The following is a 21,211-nucleotide window of genomic DNA, read 5'->3' on the forward strand; positions in this document are numbered from 1 at the left end:
AGCTTGCAAATCAAGGTACACCCCTTGGATTTGCAAGCTTCTTTATTTCATCTCATATGCGACCGCATAGAGGCTTAGGATTAGGAATTCAAGTCATCTGCAGCTGCCAGCTTCTCCGTCAGCAACCTTAGCGCAGTGCCTCGGTGGCTAATCCGCTGCTTCTCTTCCAGCGTTAGCTCTGCCATTGTCTTTTCATATTCCGCTAAGTAAAACAACGGATCGTAGCCGAAGCCACCACCACCAGCAGGTTCGGATGTGATCCATCCCTCCACTGCACCCTCAGCGGTTAACTCCCGTCCTGAGCTTGGATCGTATAAGGACAATGTACAGACAAACCGAGCTGTACTTAGCAAAGGCTGTCCGGTATCCTCGCCCTGTTTTAGCTTCTCCAGCTCGCTAAGCAGCTTCAAATTGTTCTCTTCATCTCCTGCATCTTCCCCTGCATAACGTGCAGAGTACACACCCGGCCTGCCATCCAAGGCGTCTACGCAAAGACCCGAATCATCGGCGAGTACCGGGATTCCAAGGGCGTCACCTACGGCTTTGGATTTTTTAAAGGCATTCTCGGCAAAAGTGGCTCCGTCTTCCTCCACATCGGGCAGATCCGGATAGTCGTACATACTTTTCACTGTCAGCCCTAGCGGGGCAAAAGCATGCTCGAATTCGCGTACTTTCCCCTTATTCTTCGTCGCAACAATAAGAATACCGCCGTCAGACTTCATGCTACACCTCTTGGCCCGGCTGGCCGGAAGGGATTTTGAGAGCGATCGCTCCAAGCGCTTCTTTCTGCGCAGCAATCAGTTCATAGATTCCCTTCTCACCTAGACCCAGCAAAAGATCCAACTCTTGACGAGTGAACGGTCTTTCTTCGCCAGTCCCTTGAAGTTCAACAAAGGCACCGCCGCCAGTCATAACTACATTCATATCTACTTTTGCTTTGGAATCTTCTTCATAATTCAAATCCAAGAGCGTTTTATCCCCTACAACACCGACACTGATTGCCCCCAAGAAATCTGTTATAGGAAACACAGGCAACTTGTGCTGAAGTGCAATTTTGTTAATAGCAAATGCCATCGCAACAAAAGCACCTGTTATCGAAGCAGTCCGTGTACCACCATCCGCCTGAATCACATCACAGTCCAGCGTAATACTACGCTCGCCTAACGCTTGTAAATTCACTACGGAACGAAGTGCTCGTCCGATCAGCCGTTGGATTTCCATAGTCCGTCCGGTAAGCTTACCACGTGCAGCTTCACGCTGATTACGGGATTGAGTTGCCCGAGGAAGCATCGAATATTCAGCGGTTACCCAGCCTTTTCCTTGCCCTTTAAGAAACGGAGGCACTTTTTCCTCCACAGTAGCCGTACAAATGACTTTGGTATCTCCCATTTCAATGATCACGGAGCCCTCAGCATATTTATTCGTTTGGGTTGTTATTGTCAGCGGCCGTAATTGGTCGTCGTTTCGCCCGTTTGATCTCATCTTTTCTGCCTCCTACATCGTATAGCTAAAAGTTTAGCGTGAGTCCCATTTCCCCGTCATAAATACCGAGTAGCACAATGCTTGGGACGTAACGTCTTTTTGAGCAACTTTTATTCTACCAAAGAGGAGGCACAAAAGCATCTTTTAAACCTTACAGGGTCATTCTATAATGGGATCTCATTCAAATATTCAGGTGCGGAAACAGGTTTGCTGTAGTCCACATTATCTGTATCCGTAATCGATTCCTTGCCGTTCAAGCGAATTTGTACCAGAGAATCATCCGAATTTTGCGCAACAGTCAGTACGACCGATTCCAGCATTTCAGCGGGTACACCTTTACCATCTGTGAACATATCATCCGTCAAGGACACGGTAACTACACCGTTCTGCCCAGCATCAACGGAATCAAGTATCGTTCCCTGTGTCATGACCATTTCCAACCCATTTCCGGATTCAGGACCTGCAATCAATTCGTTCAAAGCAGCGGTCAGCTGTTCTTGTCCGGCGGGTACAAAGCGGGTTACAGGTACATAATATTGGATACCGTCAGGAGATGTTGTGGAAAAATAAACAGTAACCGCACTTGAGTTCATCAGAAGTGGACCTTGCTTCGGCAAGTTTATGCCCATTGTGCGGGATAATGGACGATCCAGCGGAGTTCCTTGAAGCGGCATCTCTGTAAGCTTTTTACCATCTACCCAGAGTTGTACGCTTTTAATGTCATCTTGACCGGTCAGCGTCCAAGTGATAGCTTCGAGGATTTTACGTTCCTCTAAAGGATCATAGTTATTGAATTCTGAATTAAATTCGACAACCGCAGAGTTCGACTTGTCTATCGTAATATTTTTGACTTCCGTTCCAGCTGGAAGAATGCCTTGGAAACCTTCAGGCACTGATGAGGCATATTCTCCCTTGCTCACTAATGCCATTAACGAGTTTTTGAGTGCGCTGGAATCTTTACTCTTTGGCAAGCTTAGGGATACAGGAGCGAGTAATCCATTACCATCTTCCAAAAATACAGTTGTGCGATCTCCGGAAGCATTGCCCTGTGAAGTTTTGGTGCTGCCTTTAACCGCTGTCTGTGTATCATCCTGTGTCACAGGACCGAATACACCTGAATCCAACGTAGTATTTCCACTAGTCTGTAACATTTGTGCTTCAACCTCTGGTGGCGGAGCATCAATCGATGCCGATTCTGAACCAAACAGCCCACAACCGGACAGTGCCAGTGGAACTGCGAGTAAGCATACTGCGGAGATTCCGCGGATTTGTTGCATAGGTTTCATCATTTATTACCCCTTTCAAGGTTAGATATCATTTGTACTGCTATGTATACGAGACCTTTGTCCAAAAAATAACAACAGCTTATCCTAAATTGTTGGAAAAGCCTGTGAACTACTTCTTCATCTCAAGTAGGGCCTGGATTTCAGTTCGCTGAAACCTCCCTCGCTGGACAAATACTTCCAGTAAACGTACAATCTGAGGTAACAACAGTCCTTAACATCATACTAACGTTTGCTGTAATGAAATGACTTACTAAACAACGAGGTGACTGAACATGACTGATGACAAAATCGAAAAAATTCCGTACAGTCTGAACAGCAAGGCCGTCGCAGATGCGACCAAATTCTGGCTGAACAAGCGTGGAGTAACCCTGGAAGAAATCGCGGAGCTCGTTATGTTCCTGCAACAGAAATACTATCCGAATTTAACGATGGATGAATGTATCCATAATGTAGAGATGGTGCTTAGCAAGCGAGAAGTACAAAATGCTGTACTAACAGGCATTCAATTAGATGTAATGGCAGAAGAGGGCAAGCTGTTCTCCCCACTTCAAGATATGATCGAAAATGATGAGGGATTGTACGGCGTAGATGAGATTCTTGCCTTCTCTATCGTGAACGTATACGGCAGTATCGGATTTACCAACTATGGCTATGTGGACAAGCTGAAGCCAGGCGTTCTTAAACGGTTAAATGACAAAAGCACCGGACAGATCCACACCTATCTCGACGACATCGTTGGAGCCGTGGCAGCGGCAGCCAGTAGCAGAATCGCACACCGCAAGCAAGCGGAGCGCGAAATTGAGCTGGATCTGCCTCACACACCAGAGGATCGCGAAGAGGCCGCTAGAAAACTTGCGGAATATGATGAAACTCCGGAGTGAGGAGTTCTAGAGGCACCAGATGAACTCCAGAGTAGGGGTTTTTAGATACACCAAATGAAACTTTAAGGAAAAAGCGATTGTTTCGTATCCCCCTGCGGGCTGCTGAGACAGTCGCTTTTTTGAGGGTTTCGTTGGGTTCACTGGGTTCGTTGGGTTCGCTGGGTTCGTTGGGTTCGTTGGGTTCGCTGGGTTCGTTGGGTTCGTTGGGTTCGCTGGGTTCGTTGGGTTCGCTGGGTTCGTTGGGTTCGCTGAGCTATAGGGAAATCCTCCCTATAAAATAACGATTTTGGCTTAAATCCAACGATTATACGGAATTCTTCCCTATAATCTCTATAAAAATCTCAATCTATAGCCAAAACAGTAGAATTATAAGGAGAAATTCCCTATAACCAGCTCTATAATCATTAAATCTAAAATTATAGGGTGAAATTCCCTATAATTACCACCATCATTTAGTTACTCAATATAAGAAGCGTTTCGCCCACGTTGTCGGAATCAGGAGACGTTATACTCATAAATTACCCTTGATTTGAGCACTTTCGGACTCCAGAGACTCTATTTGTTCAAAAATGACCCGAAAACACTACTCTGCACTAGTAATAACCCTTTACGGTCCGCGACTAACCTCAAAAGTTCCAAAATCAACGAATAGCATCATCTGATTCCGAATACTTACACTAACGAATGAATATGGAAGCGATCGAAGGATGGCATGAGGGACTGTTGTGACTGAGTGACTGAGTGACTGAGTGACTGAGTGACTGAGTGACTGAGTGACTGAGAGACTGAGTGACTGAGGGACTAAGTTACTCAAATACAAAAAAGAGCAGTCCCCACAATTAGGACTGCTCTTTAACAAGTTATACTTTCCAGTACACTTCGATCTTGCAAGATACTCTGATACTCTAACTGATATGCTCTCTGACACTTTCAGCTGCGGCGAACAAGATACCGCCGTCTGCCTCCAGCATGACTGCCCGTCCCCGGCGCACCAATTCCGCCAAATGCGCCAGGGTCTCACTCATCGCAAAGCGCATCTGATGAACGGTGGTTACTCGGCTGCGAAACAGGAATTCGCACACCGCGAATCCGCTGAGCGGACCGCTAGTGAGCAGGGTCGCAGCTGTATCCAGCCGCTCCTCATGATGAGCGAGCAGGCTGTTTACCCGGTGCGCGAAGCCAGTGAAGGGCTCGCGATGCCCCGGGAACGCCATGCTGACCGGGTAGCTGCCCAGTTCACGCAGCCCCTGAAGGAACGTCTGTAGCGGCTGTGGATCGCTGCCCGGCAGCAGGCTGACATTGGGCGAGATCTGCGGGAGCACAGCGTCCCCACAGATCATAAGCCCGCTGTCAGCATGATACAGGCTCACATGCCCCGGTGCATGTCCCCCGGTAATAATGAGCTGCCATTCACGGCCGCCCATCTTGAAGGGCTCCGCCAAATTGAAATAAGAAACGGCAGGCTGCGGCTCCACTTGGGAATTAAAGCTTTCCAAGTGGGCTTTAATCCCGTTCGACCACTCATCTGTCATCCCATGCCGGATGAAATAACCCGGTAAGATCTCATTTATGCCTACATCATTGTCTACGCCATTCCCCGTATCTTCACCTGTATCTTCATCCATGTCATTCCCCAGATCTTCACCAGTGCCCAAGCCCCACATCAACAACGCCTCCGCATGGGCGCGCTCCGTCATCCACACCTTACAGCCACTCTGCGACTGCAGCCAGCCGGCTAATCCATAATGATCGGGATGGTGATGCGTAACGACAATATCCCGTATATCCATCCACGACAAGTCCAGCTCCTGCAAAATCCCGAGCCAGCAATTCTCTGTATCCGGGCTGCGCGGGCCCGGATCGATAATAGTCACTCTCCCATCTTCGTCCGAAAGAATATAACTGTTCACTTGACGAAGAGGCGAGTCCATGGGTACCGAGACTTGGAGAATGTTCTTGTCCCATGAAGTAAGCTCTGCCTTAGACATGGAGCGTTCACCACCTTTAAATCTTTTTCCGGAAACCATTTAGGGACGTGTTCCACCAAAGATCATCCGCGTGGACCTTTCTGCATCATAAACCTCATCTTCATAGCTGCCATGTACAGCTTCGAGCTGCAAGCCCGCTTTCTCAATCATTTCCTTGAACTCCTCCAGTGAATAAAGCTTCACACGCTCATGATATTGACGGGGCGTAGGGTCATTCTTAGTGGTTAGAAGGATGTCCTTCTTCACATAACCATCCTCAATCCGGCGTGACTCATCTATCAAATTCTCTCCATCCTCACGCGTAGAATGCGGCACCAGATGACGAATCACATGCGCAGGATTCAAAAAATCAATAACGAACTTGCCACCTGGCTTCAGCAGACGATAGATTTCACGCAGAACCTTTACTTGCTCCTCATCTTTTTCAAAATAACCAAAAGAAGTGAACAGATTAACTACGGCATCGAATCCTCCATCTAGTGGTAAATCACGCATGTCGGAACGGATCCAGGTTACCTTCTCCGCCCCGGCTTGAGATCGAGCTTCACGAAGCAAGACCTCCGACAAATCCACTCCGGTAACCTCGTACCCTTCCTTCGCAAGTGCCAGAGAATGACGTCCCATCCCACAACATAAATCCAGCACTTTTGAACCTGGGGGCAGTCTCAGCCAGGCGATCATCTGATCTACTTCTTTACGAGCGCCACCGAAATCCCGGTGCTTATATACGATCAGATAATCCTCTCCGAAGCTCTTTTCATACCATTCAGTCATGTTGTCTCTCCTCCTACAGGCGTCATCCCGCAACTCCTCTTATGTATGCTAATGTATCGCCATTGTACAGTCTTTTGCTGACAAACTCAAAGAAGAGTCATCATCTTGACCTCTTGGGCTTTAATGACAACTCTTATTGAAACTTCCTTTACACACGCTGCTGCAAATAGACCCTTGCTTCATAAGGACGAAGCTTGAAAGAACGAATATCCTGATCTTTTGACTCCGGGTAATTACTGATTAATAGCTCCTGCTGATCTGGATCGAACCCCGCTGGCCATTCGAATTCAGGCTCTCTATCAAAAAAATTCAAAATAACCAACAATCGCTGATCCTCTAAAGTTCGGGTATACGCATAAATCTCAGTATGCTCTGCAAGCAGTAGCTCATATGATCCGTACACAATCACCTTGTATTTTTTTCTTAAAGCAATCAGCTGTTTATAGTAGTTGTATATAGAATCCGGATCTTTAACCGCATTGCCAGCGTTAATCTCCATATAGTTTGAATTCACTTCAATCCAGGGCGTCCCTGTTGTAAAACCGCCTGCATGTCCATCGTCCCATTGCATAGGGGTACGGGCATTGTCCCGGCTTTTATGATGAATCGCAGACATAATCTGCTCTTCTGGAACACCGTTTTTTCGCTTTTCTTCATAATAATTAAGTGTCTCCACATCCCGGTATTCATCAATGGAATCGAAACAGACATTCGTCATCCCGATTTCTTCTCCTTGATAAATGTAAGGTGTGCCTTCCAGCATATGAATGAATGTCGCCAGCATTTTAGCCGAAGGAATCCGGTAAAAGAGATCGTTCCCGAACCGGGACACGGAGCGCGGCTGATCATGGTTGCAGAGATAGTTCGCATTCCAGCCTCTGTCATGCAGAACCGTCTGCCAGTTACTCATGATCTTTTTCAACTCTAGTAGATTCCAGGGAACCACATCCCATTTTCCGCTACCCGGCGAAGCGGCATCCAGAAACATATGCTCAAACTGAAAGGTCATATTCAGCTCCCGGCGTCCATCACCTACATAATCCAGCGCCTGCTCAGGTCCAAGTCCTGAGGTCTCTCCTACCGTCATAATATCGTAGAAATATAGCACCTTATCGTATAGATTCTGTAACAAGGTATGCACATCCTCCAGATTAGAGAACATACCATAGGCCCTTACCGTAGGTGTTCCGTTCGGGTTGTCTGCATCTGGATACCCTTTCGTCTTGACGATATGTGCAATCGCATCAAAACGGAATCCATCCACACCCTTCTTCAGCCACCACTCCACCATTTCATGCAGCTTATCAATGACCACAGGATTCTCCCAGTTCAGATCGGGCTGGTATTTGGAGTAGAGATGTAGATAATATTCATCCGTCCGCGGATCAAGCTCCCATACCGAGCCACTAAAATAAGACTCCCAGTTGTTCGGAGGGCCGCCATTTTTACCTTTTCGCCAAATATAATAGTCCCGTTTAGGATTGTCCTTCGACGACCTGGATTCTACAAACCAAGGATGCTCATGTGACGTGTGGTTCAGCACCAAATCCATCATCAGCTTCATTCCACGTGCGTGCAACTCCCTGAGCAACCGGTCAAAATCATCCATCGTACCGAATTCCTTCATAATGTCACAGTAATCACTGATATCATACCCGTTATCATGGTTAGGTGATTTATAAATAGGACAGACCCAGATCACATCTACACCTAGGTCCTGTAAATAATCCAGTCTGGATATAATACCTTGCAAGTCTCCGATTCCATCTCCGTTACTGTCCATGAAGCTGATCGGATAAATCTGATACACGACGCTTTCTTTCCACCATTTGGGGTTCATAACTCGGTTACCTCCTATTTAGCTATATGTAGAGTTTAACCACACAGAGCCTAGTAGATAACAAATCCCCCCCTACTTCCCTAATCCCTTTTGATATTGTGAAGGTGTAAGTCCAGTCCATTTTTTAAAAGTAGCACTGAAGTGACGCTCTTCACCGTACCCTACCAATTTTGCAACGGCGTACATCTTTAGATTTTGGCGGAGCAGCTTTTTCGCTTCTTCTACCCGGTATTGATGCAAGTAATCAAGAAAATTCACACCAAGCTCCTGGCGGAAAAGTGAGCTTAAATAAGTATTAGAAACATAGGATTCTTTCGCGACATACTCTAGTGTCAGATTGGTATTGTATTTATTACGGATGATCTCCATAGCAGTGACTACTGTGCGATGTAGTGGACGATGTTTTGAAAAAGCCTCCACCACATTCTGCATGACCTTATTCAAAATCGTAGACAATTCTTCCAACGTTTCTATCTGTGGAGCCTGCTCCATCCAATTGACCAAATGCTGCTTCCATTCGAAGCCAGCGACTTGTTTTTCTTGCGCGAGTCTCTTTAATCGAACTACAAAAGCAGTTGCCCGAATATTCACTTCTTGCTTAAGACATCCCGGATTGCTACGAAAACGATCCAGCCATTTCTCCAGCAGATCGAGTGCGAGCTCATTGCTCCCAGCCCCCACTGCCACAAGCATTTCATCCTCCAGCACATTTAATTCAGAATCATCTAAAATCCCGATTTCCTGTGGAGCGCCACCTATTACTCCTGTTCCTTCTGTATAGTAATAAACACCGCCTTTTCCGTTCAAAAATCGCGATTCCATCGCCTGAAGGGCTTCTTTATACGACAGATGCGCTTCAGAAATATCCGAACGACAGGAGCCAACGGCAATACTGATTGACAGTTTGAGATATTTCTCCAAATTACTCTGCAGCTTCTCAATCTGCTCTTTCAATTGGAGGGGTGCCCGGTAAGGCTTGCGGGAATCGGTTCCGGCTAATCCGCTGCCAATCCAAAGCAAGTTATTGCCATCATGAAAAGTCTCTATTTTTCCCCTATAGATAGGAGACAAGGTCTCACTGATAATATTTAACGCTGCGTAGCGTAGAAGTACAAAATCCTGTCCTGTGCCTGTAGCGGAGGGTGGGTCAAAATCAAAACTGACCAGACCAATTTGTGGTCCTTCAAAGCCAATCGCCATAGATAACTCTCCGATCAGCTCTTGTCGCCGTTCCAGCGGAACCGGGGGATGATAAATCCATTGAGACAGAACCTGGCTTTTGAGAAGCGGTGCATTTTTATGCCAGGAACGATCTCTTTTAAGCTGTTCATCCTCCTGATTTCGTTGTCTTTCAATAAGTTCCTTGGCCTTCAGTACCGTCTTCAGAATTTCCTCAGGTCGGCATGGCTTCAGCACATAATCAACAACACCCAGGGAAATTGCTTGCTTCGCATAGGTGAACTCGTTATACCCCGATAAAATAATCGACCGAAAGCCGTAACCTCTACGCCGTGCGACTTCAATCAGCTCGAGACCACCCATTTGTGGCATACGAATATCCGTTAATAAAAGATCGGGCTGTTCATTCTCCATCAAAGCCAGCGCTTCACTTCCGTTCCCCGCCTCACCCATGACCTCAATCTGATGGGACTTCCAATCAATCATATTCACAATGCCCTCACGGATCGTATCTTCGTCCTCAGCAATCAGCAGCTTCATCATTTATGGCCCCTCCACAGTGATATGAATAATAATACGTGTGCCTGCCCCTTCCACACTCTCTAGTTGTAAAGAGGCTCCTGCAAAAAATAAGGCCAGTCGTTCCTGCACATTCATGAGCGCAAAGCCTGTGCGTCCAACATTGTCTTCCTCAGGTAAAGAATTTCCCCTTGCTAAACGTTGATGAAGCTCTAGAAGTCTATCTGCCGTGATCCCTGCACCATTATCCTGTACCTCAAGCACAATAGTCTTCTCTATACGGTAAGCACGAACGGATATCAGTCCACTTCCAGACAACGGCTCAATCCCGTGAATCACTGCGTTCTCGGCTAGTGGCTGCAGCAGCAGCTTTGGTACTGTGAAATCCTTGATACTCTCATCCAGAGAAATTTCGAATTCAAAACGCTCCTTAAAGCGATTTTTCTGCAGGAACAAGTAATTGGTCACCAGCTCTACTTCCTGCTCCAAAGTAAACGTATCACGTCCATCATTTAAGCTCAGTCGGAACACTTGTGAGAGAGAATACACCATATCGGCAATTTCTTTATCTCCCTTCTTCTCAGCTTCCCAACAGATTGTATTTAACGTGTTATATAAAAAGTGAGGCCTGATTTGAGCTTGAAGCGTTTTCAACTCTGCCTCCTGTTGCTTCATTCTTGAGGCGTATACATCATTGATGAGCGATTTAATCCGCTGCACCATTAGATTATAACCATGCCCGAGTAAGCCGATCTCGTCATTTCCTTCAAAAAATACCCGCTGCGTGAAATCACCTGTCTGCAGTCTGCGCATCGAACGAGAAAGCTTCTTCAGTGGTTTCGTGATAGCGGCAGCTGCCAGCCAGGTAACCATTAGGCTAACTACTAAACACAGAACAGCAATCGTCATCGTGACCTGTAAAATCTGACCGAGCTCTTTAACAAGCTGCCGCTTGGAATGAGCCACCACCACATACCAGCCTGTCGTCTCCGACTGCAGATGCGATACAATCCACTGTTTATGATCCGCTGTAGATTCCAGCCTTTTTTTCACAGTCAGCTTAGGGTCGCTGTCCGCAAAATACGGAAGTTCCAGATCTCTTTTGCCAATCCAGCTCGGATTCGAAGCCGTAATAATCAGCCCATCCCGATCAATCACGAACATATCTACATCATCTTCAGCATTGTCGAGATATTGGCTCCCAATCTTCCCTGCATCCACACCGATCACAGCGAGTCCTGCCGGCTTTAAGGTGTAAATATTCATGATGATTCTGGAAAGCACAATCTTATGATAATGATCGCCTACAAAAATGCCGTCAGTCGGCCTGGAGAGTCCAAAGGTTGGGCTACCTGCTGCTTTAATAGCCTCTCGATAATACGAGGTTTTGATAAAATCTGAGTACTTCATACCTGTCGTCAATCCTGCCTGATTCGCAGCAAAAGGCTCTGCTCCATTGTTATCGTCTAAAGAATACAGAATCAGAGATTGAATAGAATTGCCTGCAACCATAAGATTTGTAACGGTCTTAAATACAGAATTACGTTCCTTTTGCGCTTCAGACGATGCTAAGAGCCGCTGCACACTTTCATCCAGAAAGAGTGTATTCGAAAAAGATATCATGCCTCGCACCATCTCATCGATCTGCTCTGCTGTTTTTTTGGTAAGATGATCCTGCGACTGTTTCATTTTCTCCACCACCTGCTGTGAAGAAATCTGATACGAGTTCCAACCCATAGCGAATATGGTCACCAGTAGCAGGGGGACGAACCATAACAACAGCTTAAATTGGAGCGGAAGATGGCGATAACGGCTGACTAAGCGAAAGTTTCGATTCATGAGAACCACCTTCTTATATAATAGAAAGATGTGTGAACCAAGTATAACTGAAATCATTACACCCTGAACCGGCTTTTTACATTCGCTAAAAAATGCCTACATCATTCTTAAATATGGACCATGTTTCTATTAGCCAGAAACTCTTAAGATGAGGATGCAAGCATAAACGCCTTCGACGTCTCTTATAGACGGTAAGCGTTTATGCGAGAAATATATGGATAATGTATAGCGTGAAATTTATACATTCTTATATTTCAAGAAGAAACGACGTTATCGTCTTCCTTGATGGATAACCATCGTTTCTTCAAAATACATCATTCTAAAAAGGTGGGTTTTTGATGAAAAGTAAAGGAATCAAGCTAATGCTTATGAGTCTAATGCTTCCAGCTCTGCTTGCAGGCTGTGGAGGCGGAAATAACAATGCGAAAGCTACCAACGCTCCTGCAAATGACAAAGCCGAAGCTACTGCCGAGGCCACAGCGAACGCACCAGCCGAAAAAATTACACTGAAGTTCTTCACCGCACTTGCTGATCGGGCAAACGGTTCAGGCAAGGTGGAGCAAGACATTATCGACGCTTATATGAAAGAGCATCCTAATGTCAAGATAGAAGTGGAAGCGCTTCAAGATGAACCTTATAAATCAAAAATCAAAGTATATGCTTCCAGCAATCAGATGCCTGACATCATTCAAGCTTGGGGTCAGCCTTCTTTCCTGAGTCCTCTGCTCGATAATGACCTACTGCTTGAACTGAACAGCGCTGACTTCGAAGGCGATCAGTTTGTTTCCGGTTCTATGGACGGCTTCAGCAAAGATGGCAAACTGTACGGATTGCCACGCAGTGCCGACTATATGGTCATGTTCTATAACAAGAAAATCTTTGCTGACAACGGCATCGAGATTCCAAAGACTACCGCTGACCTGCTCGCAGCTGTCAAAACATTGCGTGCCAACAAGATTAACCCTATCGCTATGAACGGTATGGATGCATGGACGCTGCCAATCTGGTATGAGTTTGTTGCTCAACGCCAAAATGGTGATTTTAATAAGATGGATGAAGCTGTTGCCCGTAAAATATCCTTTAATGATCCTAGCCTTGTTGCAGCTGCAACCGAAATGCAAGATTTCGCGAATGCTAAAGGTTTTGCCGACGGCTGGCTGACCGCCGATTACGGCGCAGCGCGTAACTTGTTCGGACAAGGACAAGCCGCTATGTTCTTTATGGGCGCTTGGGAGTCTGGCCTGGCAACAGATGTGAACTTCTCTGAAGAATTCCGCAATAATGTAGGCGCATTCGCTTTCCCTGGTTCAGATAAAGGTAAATCAACAGATGATGCTGCTTGGTACGGTGGTGGATATGCAGTAAGTAAAAACTCCAAACATCCTGAAGCTGCTGTTGATTTCTTGAAGTATTTCTTCGCGCCTGAGAACTGGTCTAAAATGTTATGGCAAGCTGGCGCGGGTACACCTGCGCAAAAATTCGATGAATTCTTAACTGGTAATGAAACTCAACTCCAAAAAGAGCTAGTCGATGTCTTCAGCTCGATGACCTCTTCCAGCGGAACTCCGCTACAGGATATTGGTAACGATGAGTTCAAGCAAAAGGTAATGGAGGCTCACCAAAGCCTGCTTTCCGGCGCTATGAATACAGCGGAATTCGCCAAAGCGCTTGACGCCGCGTCTGATAAATTAACTGGTAAATAAGTTCTAATACTAGTAAGAACATGGATCATGGCGCTTCTGAATTAACATCATAAATAGTAGCGTACAACCCCCGACTCTCCCCAGAGGCCGGGGGTTTGTTTTCGAAAAAATGTGTACAATCATCTGAAATATACGGCATGTTCCAGGGTCTAGCTTCCCGTTACGATGGTAGTAGATAGATTACTCTTTCAAAGGACGGAGATTTCCATGCACAGAGTGTTAAGCGACAAAAAAGCGATATTCCTACTCATCGCACCCGGGCTGTTCCTGTTTGCTTTTATGATTTGCATCCCTATCTTCATGAGCGCTTATTACGGCTCTACGGACTGGGGCGGGATCGGCAAGTACAATTTTATCGGCTTTGATAACTATCGCGAAATCCTATTTCATGACAAAGTATTCTGGACTTCACTGGGCAATGCCCTGTTACTGACCGCTGCTACTGTATTCTTACAGCATCCCTTTGCAATTCTCATAGGGATATTCCTGACCAATTCCGGCAAATACGAAAAAATATTCCGGACGATCTTTTTTATCCCCGCAGTAATTTCTGTTGTGGTTACAGCCAAGCTGTGGAGCGGGATTTTTCATCCCAATTACGGATTGCTCAACAAGTTGCTAAGCGGCGTTGGACTGGATTCACTCACACATGATTGGCTTGGAGATCCGAAGACAGCGATCTGGTGCATCATTATTGTTGTAATGTGGCAAGGTTTTGGATACGCACTGCTGCTATATTATTCAGGCCTGCAGGGCATTCCAAGTGATCTAAGCGAAGCCGCAAAGATCGATGGCGCGAACAACTATACCCTCTACACGCGCATCATCATACCGCTTCTTTCGCCTATGATGCGGGTTGCCATTATCATCGCGGTTACAACCTGTCTTAAGCAAATGGAAACCGTGTTCTTAATGACCAACGGTGGCCCGGCGAACAGCACGCAATTCTTAGGGAACTACCTTTACAAAACAGCCTTCTCATCGTCGCTTTACGGCTACGGTAATGCCATATCCATCCTATTTATTGTGTTCTGCCTTGTACTGACCGTAATACTCAACAAGGTTCTGAAGAAAGATATCGGAGAGTTTTAGAATCCCTGTAACCGGAGGAAATCATATGAATAATTCATTAGCACCTGCCGCTTCGCCCCTCAATCTGAAGCTTCATAAACAGAAGCGCAGTAAACCTACAACTGGCAAAATCCTAATGATGGTGTTTCTTTGTCTCATTGCTTTGATTCAGTTATTTCCGCTCATCTGGCTGATCGATTACTCCCTGCTAAAGAGTGGTGATTTTTTCGGAAGCTCTTTTCTGAAATGGCCATCCCCTCCGCAATGGGAGAATTATAGAAACGCTTTTACCTATGGGCGTGTACCACGCTATTTTGCCAACAGTCTTATCATTACAGTAATTACCGTTGCGCTGTCCGCACTAGTGTCACTGATGATGGGGTATGCGTTCACCCGTATGAAATGGAAGCTAAGTGGTATCGTGTTGTCACTTATCATGATGGGCATGATTATTCCCATTCACGCGACACTGCTGCCGAACTTTATTCTGTTTAACAAGCTCGGAATGCTGAACAATATGTACACACTGATTCTGCCTTATTCGGCTATTGTCATCCCAATGAGTGTGCTCATCATGACTGGATTTCTAGAGACCATCCCTCGTGCGATTGAAGAGTCGGCGGTTATCGATGGCTGCGGCATTTACGGTGTGATCTTCCGCATCATCTTCCCTATTACGAAACCCGCACTAGCTACCATCTGTGTACTCAATTTCATCAGCACTTGGAATGAATTTATTATGGCGAACACCTTCCTCACCTCGGAGGATCTGAAAACGATTCCGTTCTCCATTATGAAATTCGCCGGAGAATACTCGTCCAACTACGGTGCTCAGTTCGCTGTTATGACGATCATTGCCATCCCAACTATCCTGATCTATCTGCTCTTCACAGAACAGATGACCAAGGGAATTACCGCTGGGGCGGTTAAGGGGTAATACAAAAAGGAATGGATAACGATAACTCTAGCTTACTTCTCCAATATTTTATTGACATTAACTTTCAACTCGTATATGATCTCCTTAGGCAAAAACACAACGAATTAAATCAAAAATTTAATATATCCCGTAAAGGGGAGTAGCTGTTAAATAAAGTCGTCAATACGAGAATATGAGGATATTCTCCGGCTTTATTGGCAATTCAACATTGTTAGCGAGACCTTTACCAATCAGGTTAGACCTTTATTCCAAAGGCTAATCTGTTTGGTAAAGGTCTTTTTTATATAAAAATGGTTAAAATGGTATAGTAAGTATCTTTTAGTAGATATTTGCATTAGAAAAGGGAGGACAACAGTAATGGATTGGGGATTAGTATTAGAATATGGCTGGGTATTACTCGTTCTTGTAGCACTTGAAGGACTACTAGCCGCAGATAACGCACTGGTATTGGCAATTATGGTTAAACACCTTCCTGATGAGGAAAGAAAAAAAGCACTGTTTTACGGATTAGCCGGAGCCTTCGTGTTCCGTTTCGGTTCACTATTTGTCATCTCTTACCTGGTTGATATTTGGCAAGTACAAGCCATCGGCGCGATCTATTTATTATTCATCGCGGGGAATCATATCTTCCGAAAACTATTGTTCAAGAAGCCAGTTACGGATGAAGCAGCTGAGAGTGGTACTGGTGCTGCAGTCAACAAAAAGAAATCCAGCTTTTGGTTTACTGTCTTTAAAGTAGAAGTTGCTGACATCGCCTTCGCGGTCGACTCCATTCTTGCAGCAGTTGCCCTCGCGGTTGCTCTTCCTGCAAGTGGACTTCCGAAAATCGGTGGACTTGACGGCGGTCAATTCCTCGTCATCTTTGCCGGTGGATTTATCGGACTGGTTATTATGCGTTTCGCAGCTACCTTCTTCGTTAAACTGCTCCACACTCGCCCAGGTCTTGAAATTGCAGCCTTCTTCATCGTAGGTTGGGTCGGAGTTAAGCTGGCAGTCATCACCTTGGCACACCCTTCACTTGGTGTTCTTTCCGAAGATTTCGCACATAGCACTTGGTGGAAGCTCACCTTCTATGTTGTACTCGTACTCATCGCTGCAATTGGTTGGTTTATGAGCAGCAAGGTTGAAGAGAACGCAAACGAGAACCCAATTAAAGAAGTAGATAAACAACTCCATTAATCCAATTTGAATCACAAATAAATAACCCGAAAGATGCACCCTTTAGGTGTTCGTCTTTCGGGTTATTTTTCTTTTAACTCCTATTTTGCATTAAATATTGTTATTGACCAATCATCTGATCCGTCTTCCCTTGCAGTTCCACTAGCTTCATAATCACCGTAGCCGCCAGTGCTTTCGTTACCGTCTGCTGCGGATTAAACTTGCCGTTGTCATCCTTTAGAATTCCCAATTTCACAACAAGAGCCACCGCTCCCTTATTGTTTATAGATGCACTATCACTGAACTGACTTACCGTTACATCTTTATCAAGATAGGCTGTGAGTTTGTTGTATTTCAAAAAATTAGCCAGCTGAACAGCAAGCTGTTCCCGGGTTAACTTGCTATCAATTTGCAGGCTTTGATCCTTGTTAATCCACTTACGATCTGCTGCATAAGTAACAACATCATAATATGAATTCTCAGGCTTCACACCTGCCACAGTTTTCCGTTCATTATTAGCAATATAACTGCTGAAATTCGGATTAGAAGCCTTGGCAAGATAGGTTAACCAATCGCCAACTGTTATTTCTTGATCCGGGTTTACTTTACCATCGGCATCCGGAGTAATCACATGATATTTTACTAATTCTGATAATGGTTGTTCTGCTGCATGACCTTTGATATCCGTTGCAGATATTTGAGCATCTTGCTGACCGAGGTAATCATAGACGGCTACCCATTTTCCAGTGGCTGCATCTAAAACCTGATATATTCCATTAGATTCATCAAAAGTTGTATCATATACCAGCTTCACCTTTGGCGCGGCATAACTATTATAACTATAGTATCCACCAACCTGAGTATACTTCAGCTTAGTCTGATATTTAGGTTTATAACTTTCGAGCGCTTCCTTCTTGGAAATTGTTGCATCAGGAGATAATGTGATTTCATCGATACCGTTTATCCGATTCCCCATGTAAGAAATCAGTCTGCCGTAAAGATCCAAGTTTACCGTAAGGGTACTGTCACTCACAGGAATGCCTTGATGATATCTAATAAACTGATATCTAAATCCTGATCCGTCTGAAGTAACGTTTGAGTTATCTCCATATTCTACAAGCTTTAGCTTCTGACTCGCCTGAGGATATAGGCTATTTATTATACTAAGTACTTTAGTCTTAGCTTCGGCCTCACTAAGCTTCTTCCCTCCAGCAGGGACCGGCTCTTCCTTCTTCTTATCCTGAGTAGCACCATAAGCTTGAACCTGGTACTGTAATATTTCACCGGTCTTTGCATCGATCTCGGCAGAGGATTGTTCTGGAAAGCCAGCCCCAATGTAGCGTTCATTTCCACTACCACCCCAGTATAACTGCCAGATCTTCCGATCTCTATCCTGATAGTCATTTCTCAAGCTTTGGGAGATCAATTTACGATCTGCTGGAATATAAGCAACCTTCTTTACAAGCTGTTCCGCTTCTTTTGCAGTAAGCTCTGTAGTTGAAGTTCTTGCTTGAAAGACATCCTTACCCTTTGCTACATCTGAATACACGACTGGGGTGAATACAGATTCTTTTCCTTCATAATCTATTCTCTTGCCTGTCAATGCATCGATAGGATATAAAGACTGATCCACTGGGCGCCAGCCTAGAATCCAGTTGTTAGGTTTTCCGTTCTTATAAATAGGAATGTAAAAAAGGCCTACATCAAACTGTTCCGCAAATTGCTTCTGCGCTTGCTCCAAGGTAATCTTCGGCTGTGCAGACGGATACTCAAGCCCTTGAGAAAACTTAGAGAATTGAATTACATTACCGTTGCCATCCACGGCTATGTTAATGTTATCCGATCCAGAAGGAAGACCATTCTTCATGACACTGAAGTAATAGCTGTATTGAACAGGACCGAATAAAGCGTTTGAAAAATAATTATAACCAGCATTCTCATTTAATTGCAGATCACTGCTCTTAACCGATGAGGCTGCCTTAGCCACAAAAGCCTTGGCGATCTCCAGTGCCTGAGGCTGCGATACTTTCGGTGGATAATAGGATTCGTTATTCTCGCGTGGGTATGAAATATACGTACTGATGATATCTCCATTAATGGCATCTACCTCACTGCTAAAGCCAAATCCCGTATTGCCCTCTTGAATCTGCCACTGAATATTCCAGATCATTTGATTTGCTGGAGGGGGGTAGCTTTGGTTAGATCCCAGTTGAACATTGTTTACCGTTGCATCCTTTAGGGATGGGAATAATTCTTTTAGCTTCGCAATCGCTTGCTCCTGTGTGAATTTCACTTTTGTAAGATCTGCCTCGGAGTTCGTTGTAGTCACCGGTGCTTGTGCGCTAACCTGTGTTATCGTAGTGTTGCTACTTGCAGATATAGAATCGGCTGCGGCCAAGCTTGGAGGTAACAATAATGCGATGGCGACTGAAGTAATCAATACCGTTTTAGCTGTCTGATGAACAAAGTGAGTGTTATTGCTTTTCAAAAGAATTCATCCTCCTCTTACACGTGATTCATAACATTATACAGATAATTACTTATATTTTCCATATTTAATTAACGACAGGAAATTACAATGTTTATGTAATGCACACTATATAAGCTATAATGGTAGGCAGCTACAGCTTCAACTCATCTATGAAAGGGGGCCATTCACATTACTGATTGGAACCTTCAGCCGCTTATAGACGGTATTACTGGCCTAGAAATTCGCAGTTGTCTAATCGTTCAACATGGAAAACCTATACTGGAGCATTATCGCGAGCCAGAAATCGCTAAGGAGCTAGGTAAAATTAACTCATGCACCAAAAGCGTGCTCGCCGCCTTAGTCAGCATAGCCATAGATAAACAAATCGTTCCGCCACCTGATACACCTATTTCTCTATTTTTCCCTTTATTAAAGGAGGATCAAGATCAACGAAAAAGAGAAATCACTATCCGTCACTTATTAACAATGACAGCAGGCTTTAACTGGACCGAATTTGGGGGGAAGAATTCCTTTCCAACCATGACTAGAACCGCAGACTGGATAAAGTTTGTGCTCGCCCAGCCGCTATCTCATACACCAGGCACTAAGATGAACTATAACTCCGGTTGCTCTCAGCTCTTATCCGCTATTCTGCGTGAATGTTCTGGACAAGACGTTGCAGCATTTGCTGAAGATCAGCTATTTCAACCGCTGGGCATCGAAAGCTACCGCTGGGACAGTGATCCGCAAGGCATACATACTGGTGGATTTGGCCTTTATATGATGCCTGAGGATATGCTCAAATTCGGTCTCCTTTATTTGCAAGAAGGGCGCTGGAAGGATCAACAGCTCATTCATTCGGATACCGTTCAGAAGTCCACTCACCCTTATGTCTCAGCCACGCTACCGCAGAAGGGCTTCTATGGCTGGCACTGGTGGGTATCTTCATTCAATGCAGGTACGGAGCTGCAGCCAAAGGAGATCCCTTATTATTTTGCGCTTGGCTTCATGGGCCAGCATATTATTGTGGTTCCATCCTATGAGCTGGTTGCAGTCATTACTGCGGATAAATACAAGAAAGGCTCACCAGCTAATGTGTTCGGCCGATTTATCGTGCCAGCGCTTCTTGGGCAGTAACGACAGGGAGATACCGCGCACTCCCATTATGAAAGAAGGAAGCCTGGTTGCAATGACCCGGCTTCCTTCCTGTTTTTATTCAGCTTCGTGGCTAAAAGCTCAAGTCGTTAATTTTGCATACACAGCAAAAAATAACATCATTTCTCCAATAATCAGGTAATTGGGTATAAGGAACAACAAATCTACTGCGAAAAAAACTCCAAGTAGACCTAATAATGAAGCTAAATGGAACATCCCTAATCTTTGCTGTAAACGTCTGTATTTATGGAAGACCAACGAGGTAGAGAAGAAGTAGAGCAGGACCGATCCAAAAATAAAACATACCATAAATGTGTAATTTAATTGTTCTAAAAATAGCAGTTGGATTGAAGCTGCAATCATGCTTAAGGATACATAAATAAATAAATGCCCATAAATTATGGTTTGCCCGGCAGTCTCTATGGTTTTGTCCACTTTCTTTTCAACATTATCAAAGTATTGCCACCACATAGCTATAATTAATAGAAACGTTAATAATGCAAATAAAATAGATTGCCACGTCCAGTGGCTAGACTGTAAGACTGCAAGTATACTGACCACTGATTCACCAAGTAGAATGAGGGTAAACAACGAGAAACGTTCTAATAAATGATGAGTATTTATCGGGCTTTTCACCAAGTATTTCCGACCGATTAATGGAAGCAAGATGTCTACAGTAATTCCCGCATACAAAACTACATAACGTATCCAAGAGTCAAAGAAAAGTGATAAAGCAGAGATCACTAATCCAATCCAAAAACGACTTCCCAGATAACGGGCAGTGTCCTTTCTATCAGCTGCTTCATTCTTATTTATCGTAAGATATTGAATGGCAGTCATAGCTCTTAAGCCAACATAACCGATTAGAAATGGCATATAGTATTGATCAAAGTTAACCGATAAGCTGGCCGTCATTATTAATACAAAAA

Annotated in this window: 16 protein-coding genes; 6 read left to right on the top strand and 10 right to left on the bottom strand. The window is 44.8% G+C overall.

Annotated elements, in window-relative coordinates:
• Nucleotides 1–80: 80 nt before the first annotated feature.
• The 3 genes from ACWNM1_RS18255 to ACWNM1_RS18265 form a co-directional block, all read right to left on the bottom strand.
• Nucleotides 81–722, bottom strand: coding sequence for an XTP/dITP diphosphatase (locus tag ACWNM1_RS18255; protein WP_449602095.1), 642 nt, complete (start codon nucleotides 720–722; stop codon nucleotides 81–83).
• Nucleotide 723: 1 nt separating this feature from the next.
• A complete protein-coding gene (gene rph / locus ACWNM1_RS18260) occupies nucleotides 724–1,482 on the bottom strand; it encodes a ribonuclease PH (protein ID WP_042130710.1) in 759 nt (252 codons plus the stop codon).
• Between the two features lie 164 nt (nucleotides 1,483–1,646).
• Nucleotides 1,647–2,768 (bottom strand): GerMN domain-containing protein, encoded by a 1,122-nt coding sequence (locus tag ACWNM1_RS18265; RefSeq protein ID WP_179085838.1) that lies wholly within the window; start codon nucleotides 2,766–2,768, stop codon nucleotides 1,647–1,649.
• A gap of 272 nt (nucleotides 2,769–3,040) precedes the next feature.
• Between ACWNM1_RS18265 and ACWNM1_RS18270 the strand changes: the two genes are divergently transcribed.
• Nucleotides 3,041–3,649, top strand: a complete 609-nt coding sequence (locus ACWNM1_RS18270) for a phosphatidylglycerophosphatase A family protein (protein WP_449602096.1) — start codon at nucleotides 3,041–3,043, stop codon at nucleotides 3,647–3,649.
• A 905-nt stretch (nucleotides 3,650–4,554) separates the two neighbouring features.
• Here the strand turns inward: ACWNM1_RS18270 and ACWNM1_RS18275 are convergent.
• From ACWNM1_RS18275 to ACWNM1_RS18295, 5 genes are all read right to left on the bottom strand, one after another.
• Nucleotides 4,555–5,637, bottom strand: coding sequence for an MBL fold metallo-hydrolase (locus ACWNM1_RS18275; RefSeq protein WP_449602097.1), 1,083 nt, complete (start codon nucleotides 5,635–5,637; stop codon nucleotides 4,555–4,557).
• 39 nt (nucleotides 5,638–5,676) lie between these two features.
• A complete protein-coding gene (locus tag ACWNM1_RS18280) occupies nucleotides 5,677–6,411 on the bottom strand; it encodes a class I SAM-dependent methyltransferase (RefSeq protein WP_449602098.1) in 735 nt (244 codons plus the stop codon).
• Between the two features lie 148 nt (nucleotides 6,412–6,559).
• Nucleotides 6,560–8,251, bottom strand: coding sequence for a glycoside hydrolase family 13 protein (locus tag ACWNM1_RS18285; protein WP_449602099.1), 1,692 nt, complete (start codon nucleotides 8,249–8,251; stop codon nucleotides 6,560–6,562).
• A gap of 72 nt (nucleotides 8,252–8,323) precedes the next feature.
• Nucleotides 8,324–9,973 carry a response regulator gene (locus ACWNM1_RS18290; RefSeq protein ID WP_449602100.1) on the bottom strand — a complete coding sequence of 550 codons (1,650 nt, stop codon included), beginning with the start codon at nucleotides 9,971–9,973 and terminating at the stop codon, nucleotides 8,324–8,326.
• Nucleotides 9,974–11,788 (bottom strand): sensor histidine kinase, encoded by a 1,815-nt coding sequence (locus ACWNM1_RS18295; protein ID WP_449602101.1) that lies wholly within the window; start codon nucleotides 11,786–11,788, stop codon nucleotides 9,974–9,976.
• Nucleotides 11,789–12,126: 338 nt separating this feature from the next.
• Between ACWNM1_RS18295 and ACWNM1_RS18300 the strand changes: the two genes are divergently transcribed.
• From ACWNM1_RS18300 to ACWNM1_RS18315, 4 genes are all read left to right on the top strand, one after another.
• Nucleotides 12,127–13,491: an ABC transporter substrate-binding protein gene (locus ACWNM1_RS18300; protein WP_449602102.1), complete on the top strand. Its 1,365-nt coding sequence runs from the start codon at nucleotides 12,127–12,129 to the stop codon at nucleotides 13,489–13,491.
• A 207-nt stretch (nucleotides 13,492–13,698) separates the two neighbouring features.
• Nucleotides 13,699–14,583 (top strand): carbohydrate ABC transporter permease, encoded by an 885-nt coding sequence (locus ACWNM1_RS18305; RefSeq protein WP_042130723.1) that lies wholly within the window; start codon nucleotides 13,699–13,701, stop codon nucleotides 14,581–14,583.
• 25 nt (nucleotides 14,584–14,608) lie between these two features.
• Nucleotides 14,609–15,499, top strand: coding sequence for a carbohydrate ABC transporter permease (locus ACWNM1_RS18310; protein WP_081393202.1), 891 nt, complete (start codon nucleotides 14,609–14,611; stop codon nucleotides 15,497–15,499).
• Nucleotides 15,500–15,856: 357 nt separating this feature from the next.
• Nucleotides 15,857–16,678 carry a TerC family protein gene (locus tag ACWNM1_RS18315; RefSeq protein ID WP_449602103.1) on the top strand — a complete coding sequence of 274 codons (822 nt, stop codon included), beginning with the start codon at nucleotides 15,857–15,859 and terminating at the stop codon, nucleotides 16,676–16,678.
• 100 nt (nucleotides 16,679–16,778) lie between these two features.
• On the opposite strand, the gene ACWNM1_RS18320 is transcribed toward ACWNM1_RS18315, so the two are convergent.
• Nucleotides 16,779–19,145 carry a YcdB/YcdC domain-containing protein gene (locus ACWNM1_RS18320; RefSeq protein ID WP_449602104.1) on the bottom strand — a complete coding sequence of 789 codons (2,367 nt, stop codon included), beginning with the start codon at nucleotides 19,143–19,145 and terminating at the stop codon, nucleotides 16,779–16,781.
• A gap of 171 nt (nucleotides 19,146–19,316) precedes the next feature.
• Here ACWNM1_RS18320 and ACWNM1_RS18325 point away from each other — a divergent pair, with 171 nt between their 5' ends.
• A complete protein-coding gene (locus tag ACWNM1_RS18325) occupies nucleotides 19,317–20,264 on the top strand; it encodes a serine hydrolase domain-containing protein (RefSeq protein WP_449602106.1) in 948 nt (315 codons plus the stop codon).
• A 99-nt stretch (nucleotides 20,265–20,363) separates the two neighbouring features.
• On the opposite strand, the gene ACWNM1_RS18330 is transcribed toward ACWNM1_RS18325, so the two are convergent.
• A partial coding sequence (locus tag ACWNM1_RS18330; RefSeq protein WP_449602105.1) for a low temperature requirement protein A occupies nucleotides 20,364–21,211 on the bottom strand: 848 nt, incomplete at its 5' end.

The organism is Paenibacillus sp. Marseille-Q9583, assembly GCF_976954365.1.

What these genes read in the sequence shown, in the direction of transcription:
- ACWNM1_RS18255 (WP_449602095.1), bottom strand. Translation starts at nt 722, where the DNA reads ATGAAGTCTGACGGCGGTATTCTTATTGTTGCGACGAAGAATAAGGGG.
- rph (WP_042130710.1), bottom strand. Translation starts at nt 1,482, where the DNA reads ATGAGATCAAACGGGCGAAACGACGACCAATTACGGCCGCTGACAATA.
- ACWNM1_RS18265 (WP_179085838.1), bottom strand. Translation starts at nt 2,768, where the DNA reads ATGAAACCTATGCAACAAATCCGCGGAATCTCCGCAGTATGCTTACTC.
- ACWNM1_RS18270 (WP_449602096.1), top strand. Translation starts at nt 3,041, where the DNA reads ATGACTGATGACAAAATCGAAAAAATTCCGTACAGTCTGAACAGCAAG.
- ACWNM1_RS18275 (WP_449602097.1), bottom strand. Translation starts at nt 5,637, where the DNA reads ATGTCTAAGGCAGAGCTTACTTCATGGGACAAGAACATTCTCCAAGTC.
- ACWNM1_RS18280 (WP_449602098.1), bottom strand. Translation starts at nt 6,411, where the DNA reads ATGACTGAATGGTATGAAAAGAGCTTCGGAGAGGATTATCTGATCGTA.
- ACWNM1_RS18285 (WP_449602099.1), bottom strand. Translation starts at nt 8,251, where the DNA reads ATGAACCCCAAATGGTGGAAAGAAAGCGTCGTGTATCAGATTTATCCG.
- ACWNM1_RS18290 (WP_449602100.1), bottom strand. Translation starts at nt 9,973, where the DNA reads ATGATGAAGCTGCTGATTGCTGAGGACGAAGATACGATCCGTGAGGGC.
- ACWNM1_RS18295 (WP_449602101.1), bottom strand. Translation starts at nt 11,788, where the DNA reads ATGAATCGAAACTTTCGCTTAGTCAGCCGTTATCGCCATCTTCCGCTC.
- ACWNM1_RS18300 (WP_449602102.1), top strand. Translation starts at nt 12,127, where the DNA reads ATGAAAAGTAAAGGAATCAAGCTAATGCTTATGAGTCTAATGCTTCCA.
- ACWNM1_RS18305 (WP_042130723.1), top strand. Translation starts at nt 13,699, where the DNA reads ATGCACAGAGTGTTAAGCGACAAAAAAGCGATATTCCTACTCATCGCA.
- ACWNM1_RS18310 (WP_081393202.1), top strand. Translation starts at nt 14,609, where the DNA reads ATGAATAATTCATTAGCACCTGCCGCTTCGCCCCTCAATCTGAAGCTT.
- ACWNM1_RS18315 (WP_449602103.1), top strand. Translation starts at nt 15,857, where the DNA reads ATGGATTGGGGATTAGTATTAGAATATGGCTGGGTATTACTCGTTCTT.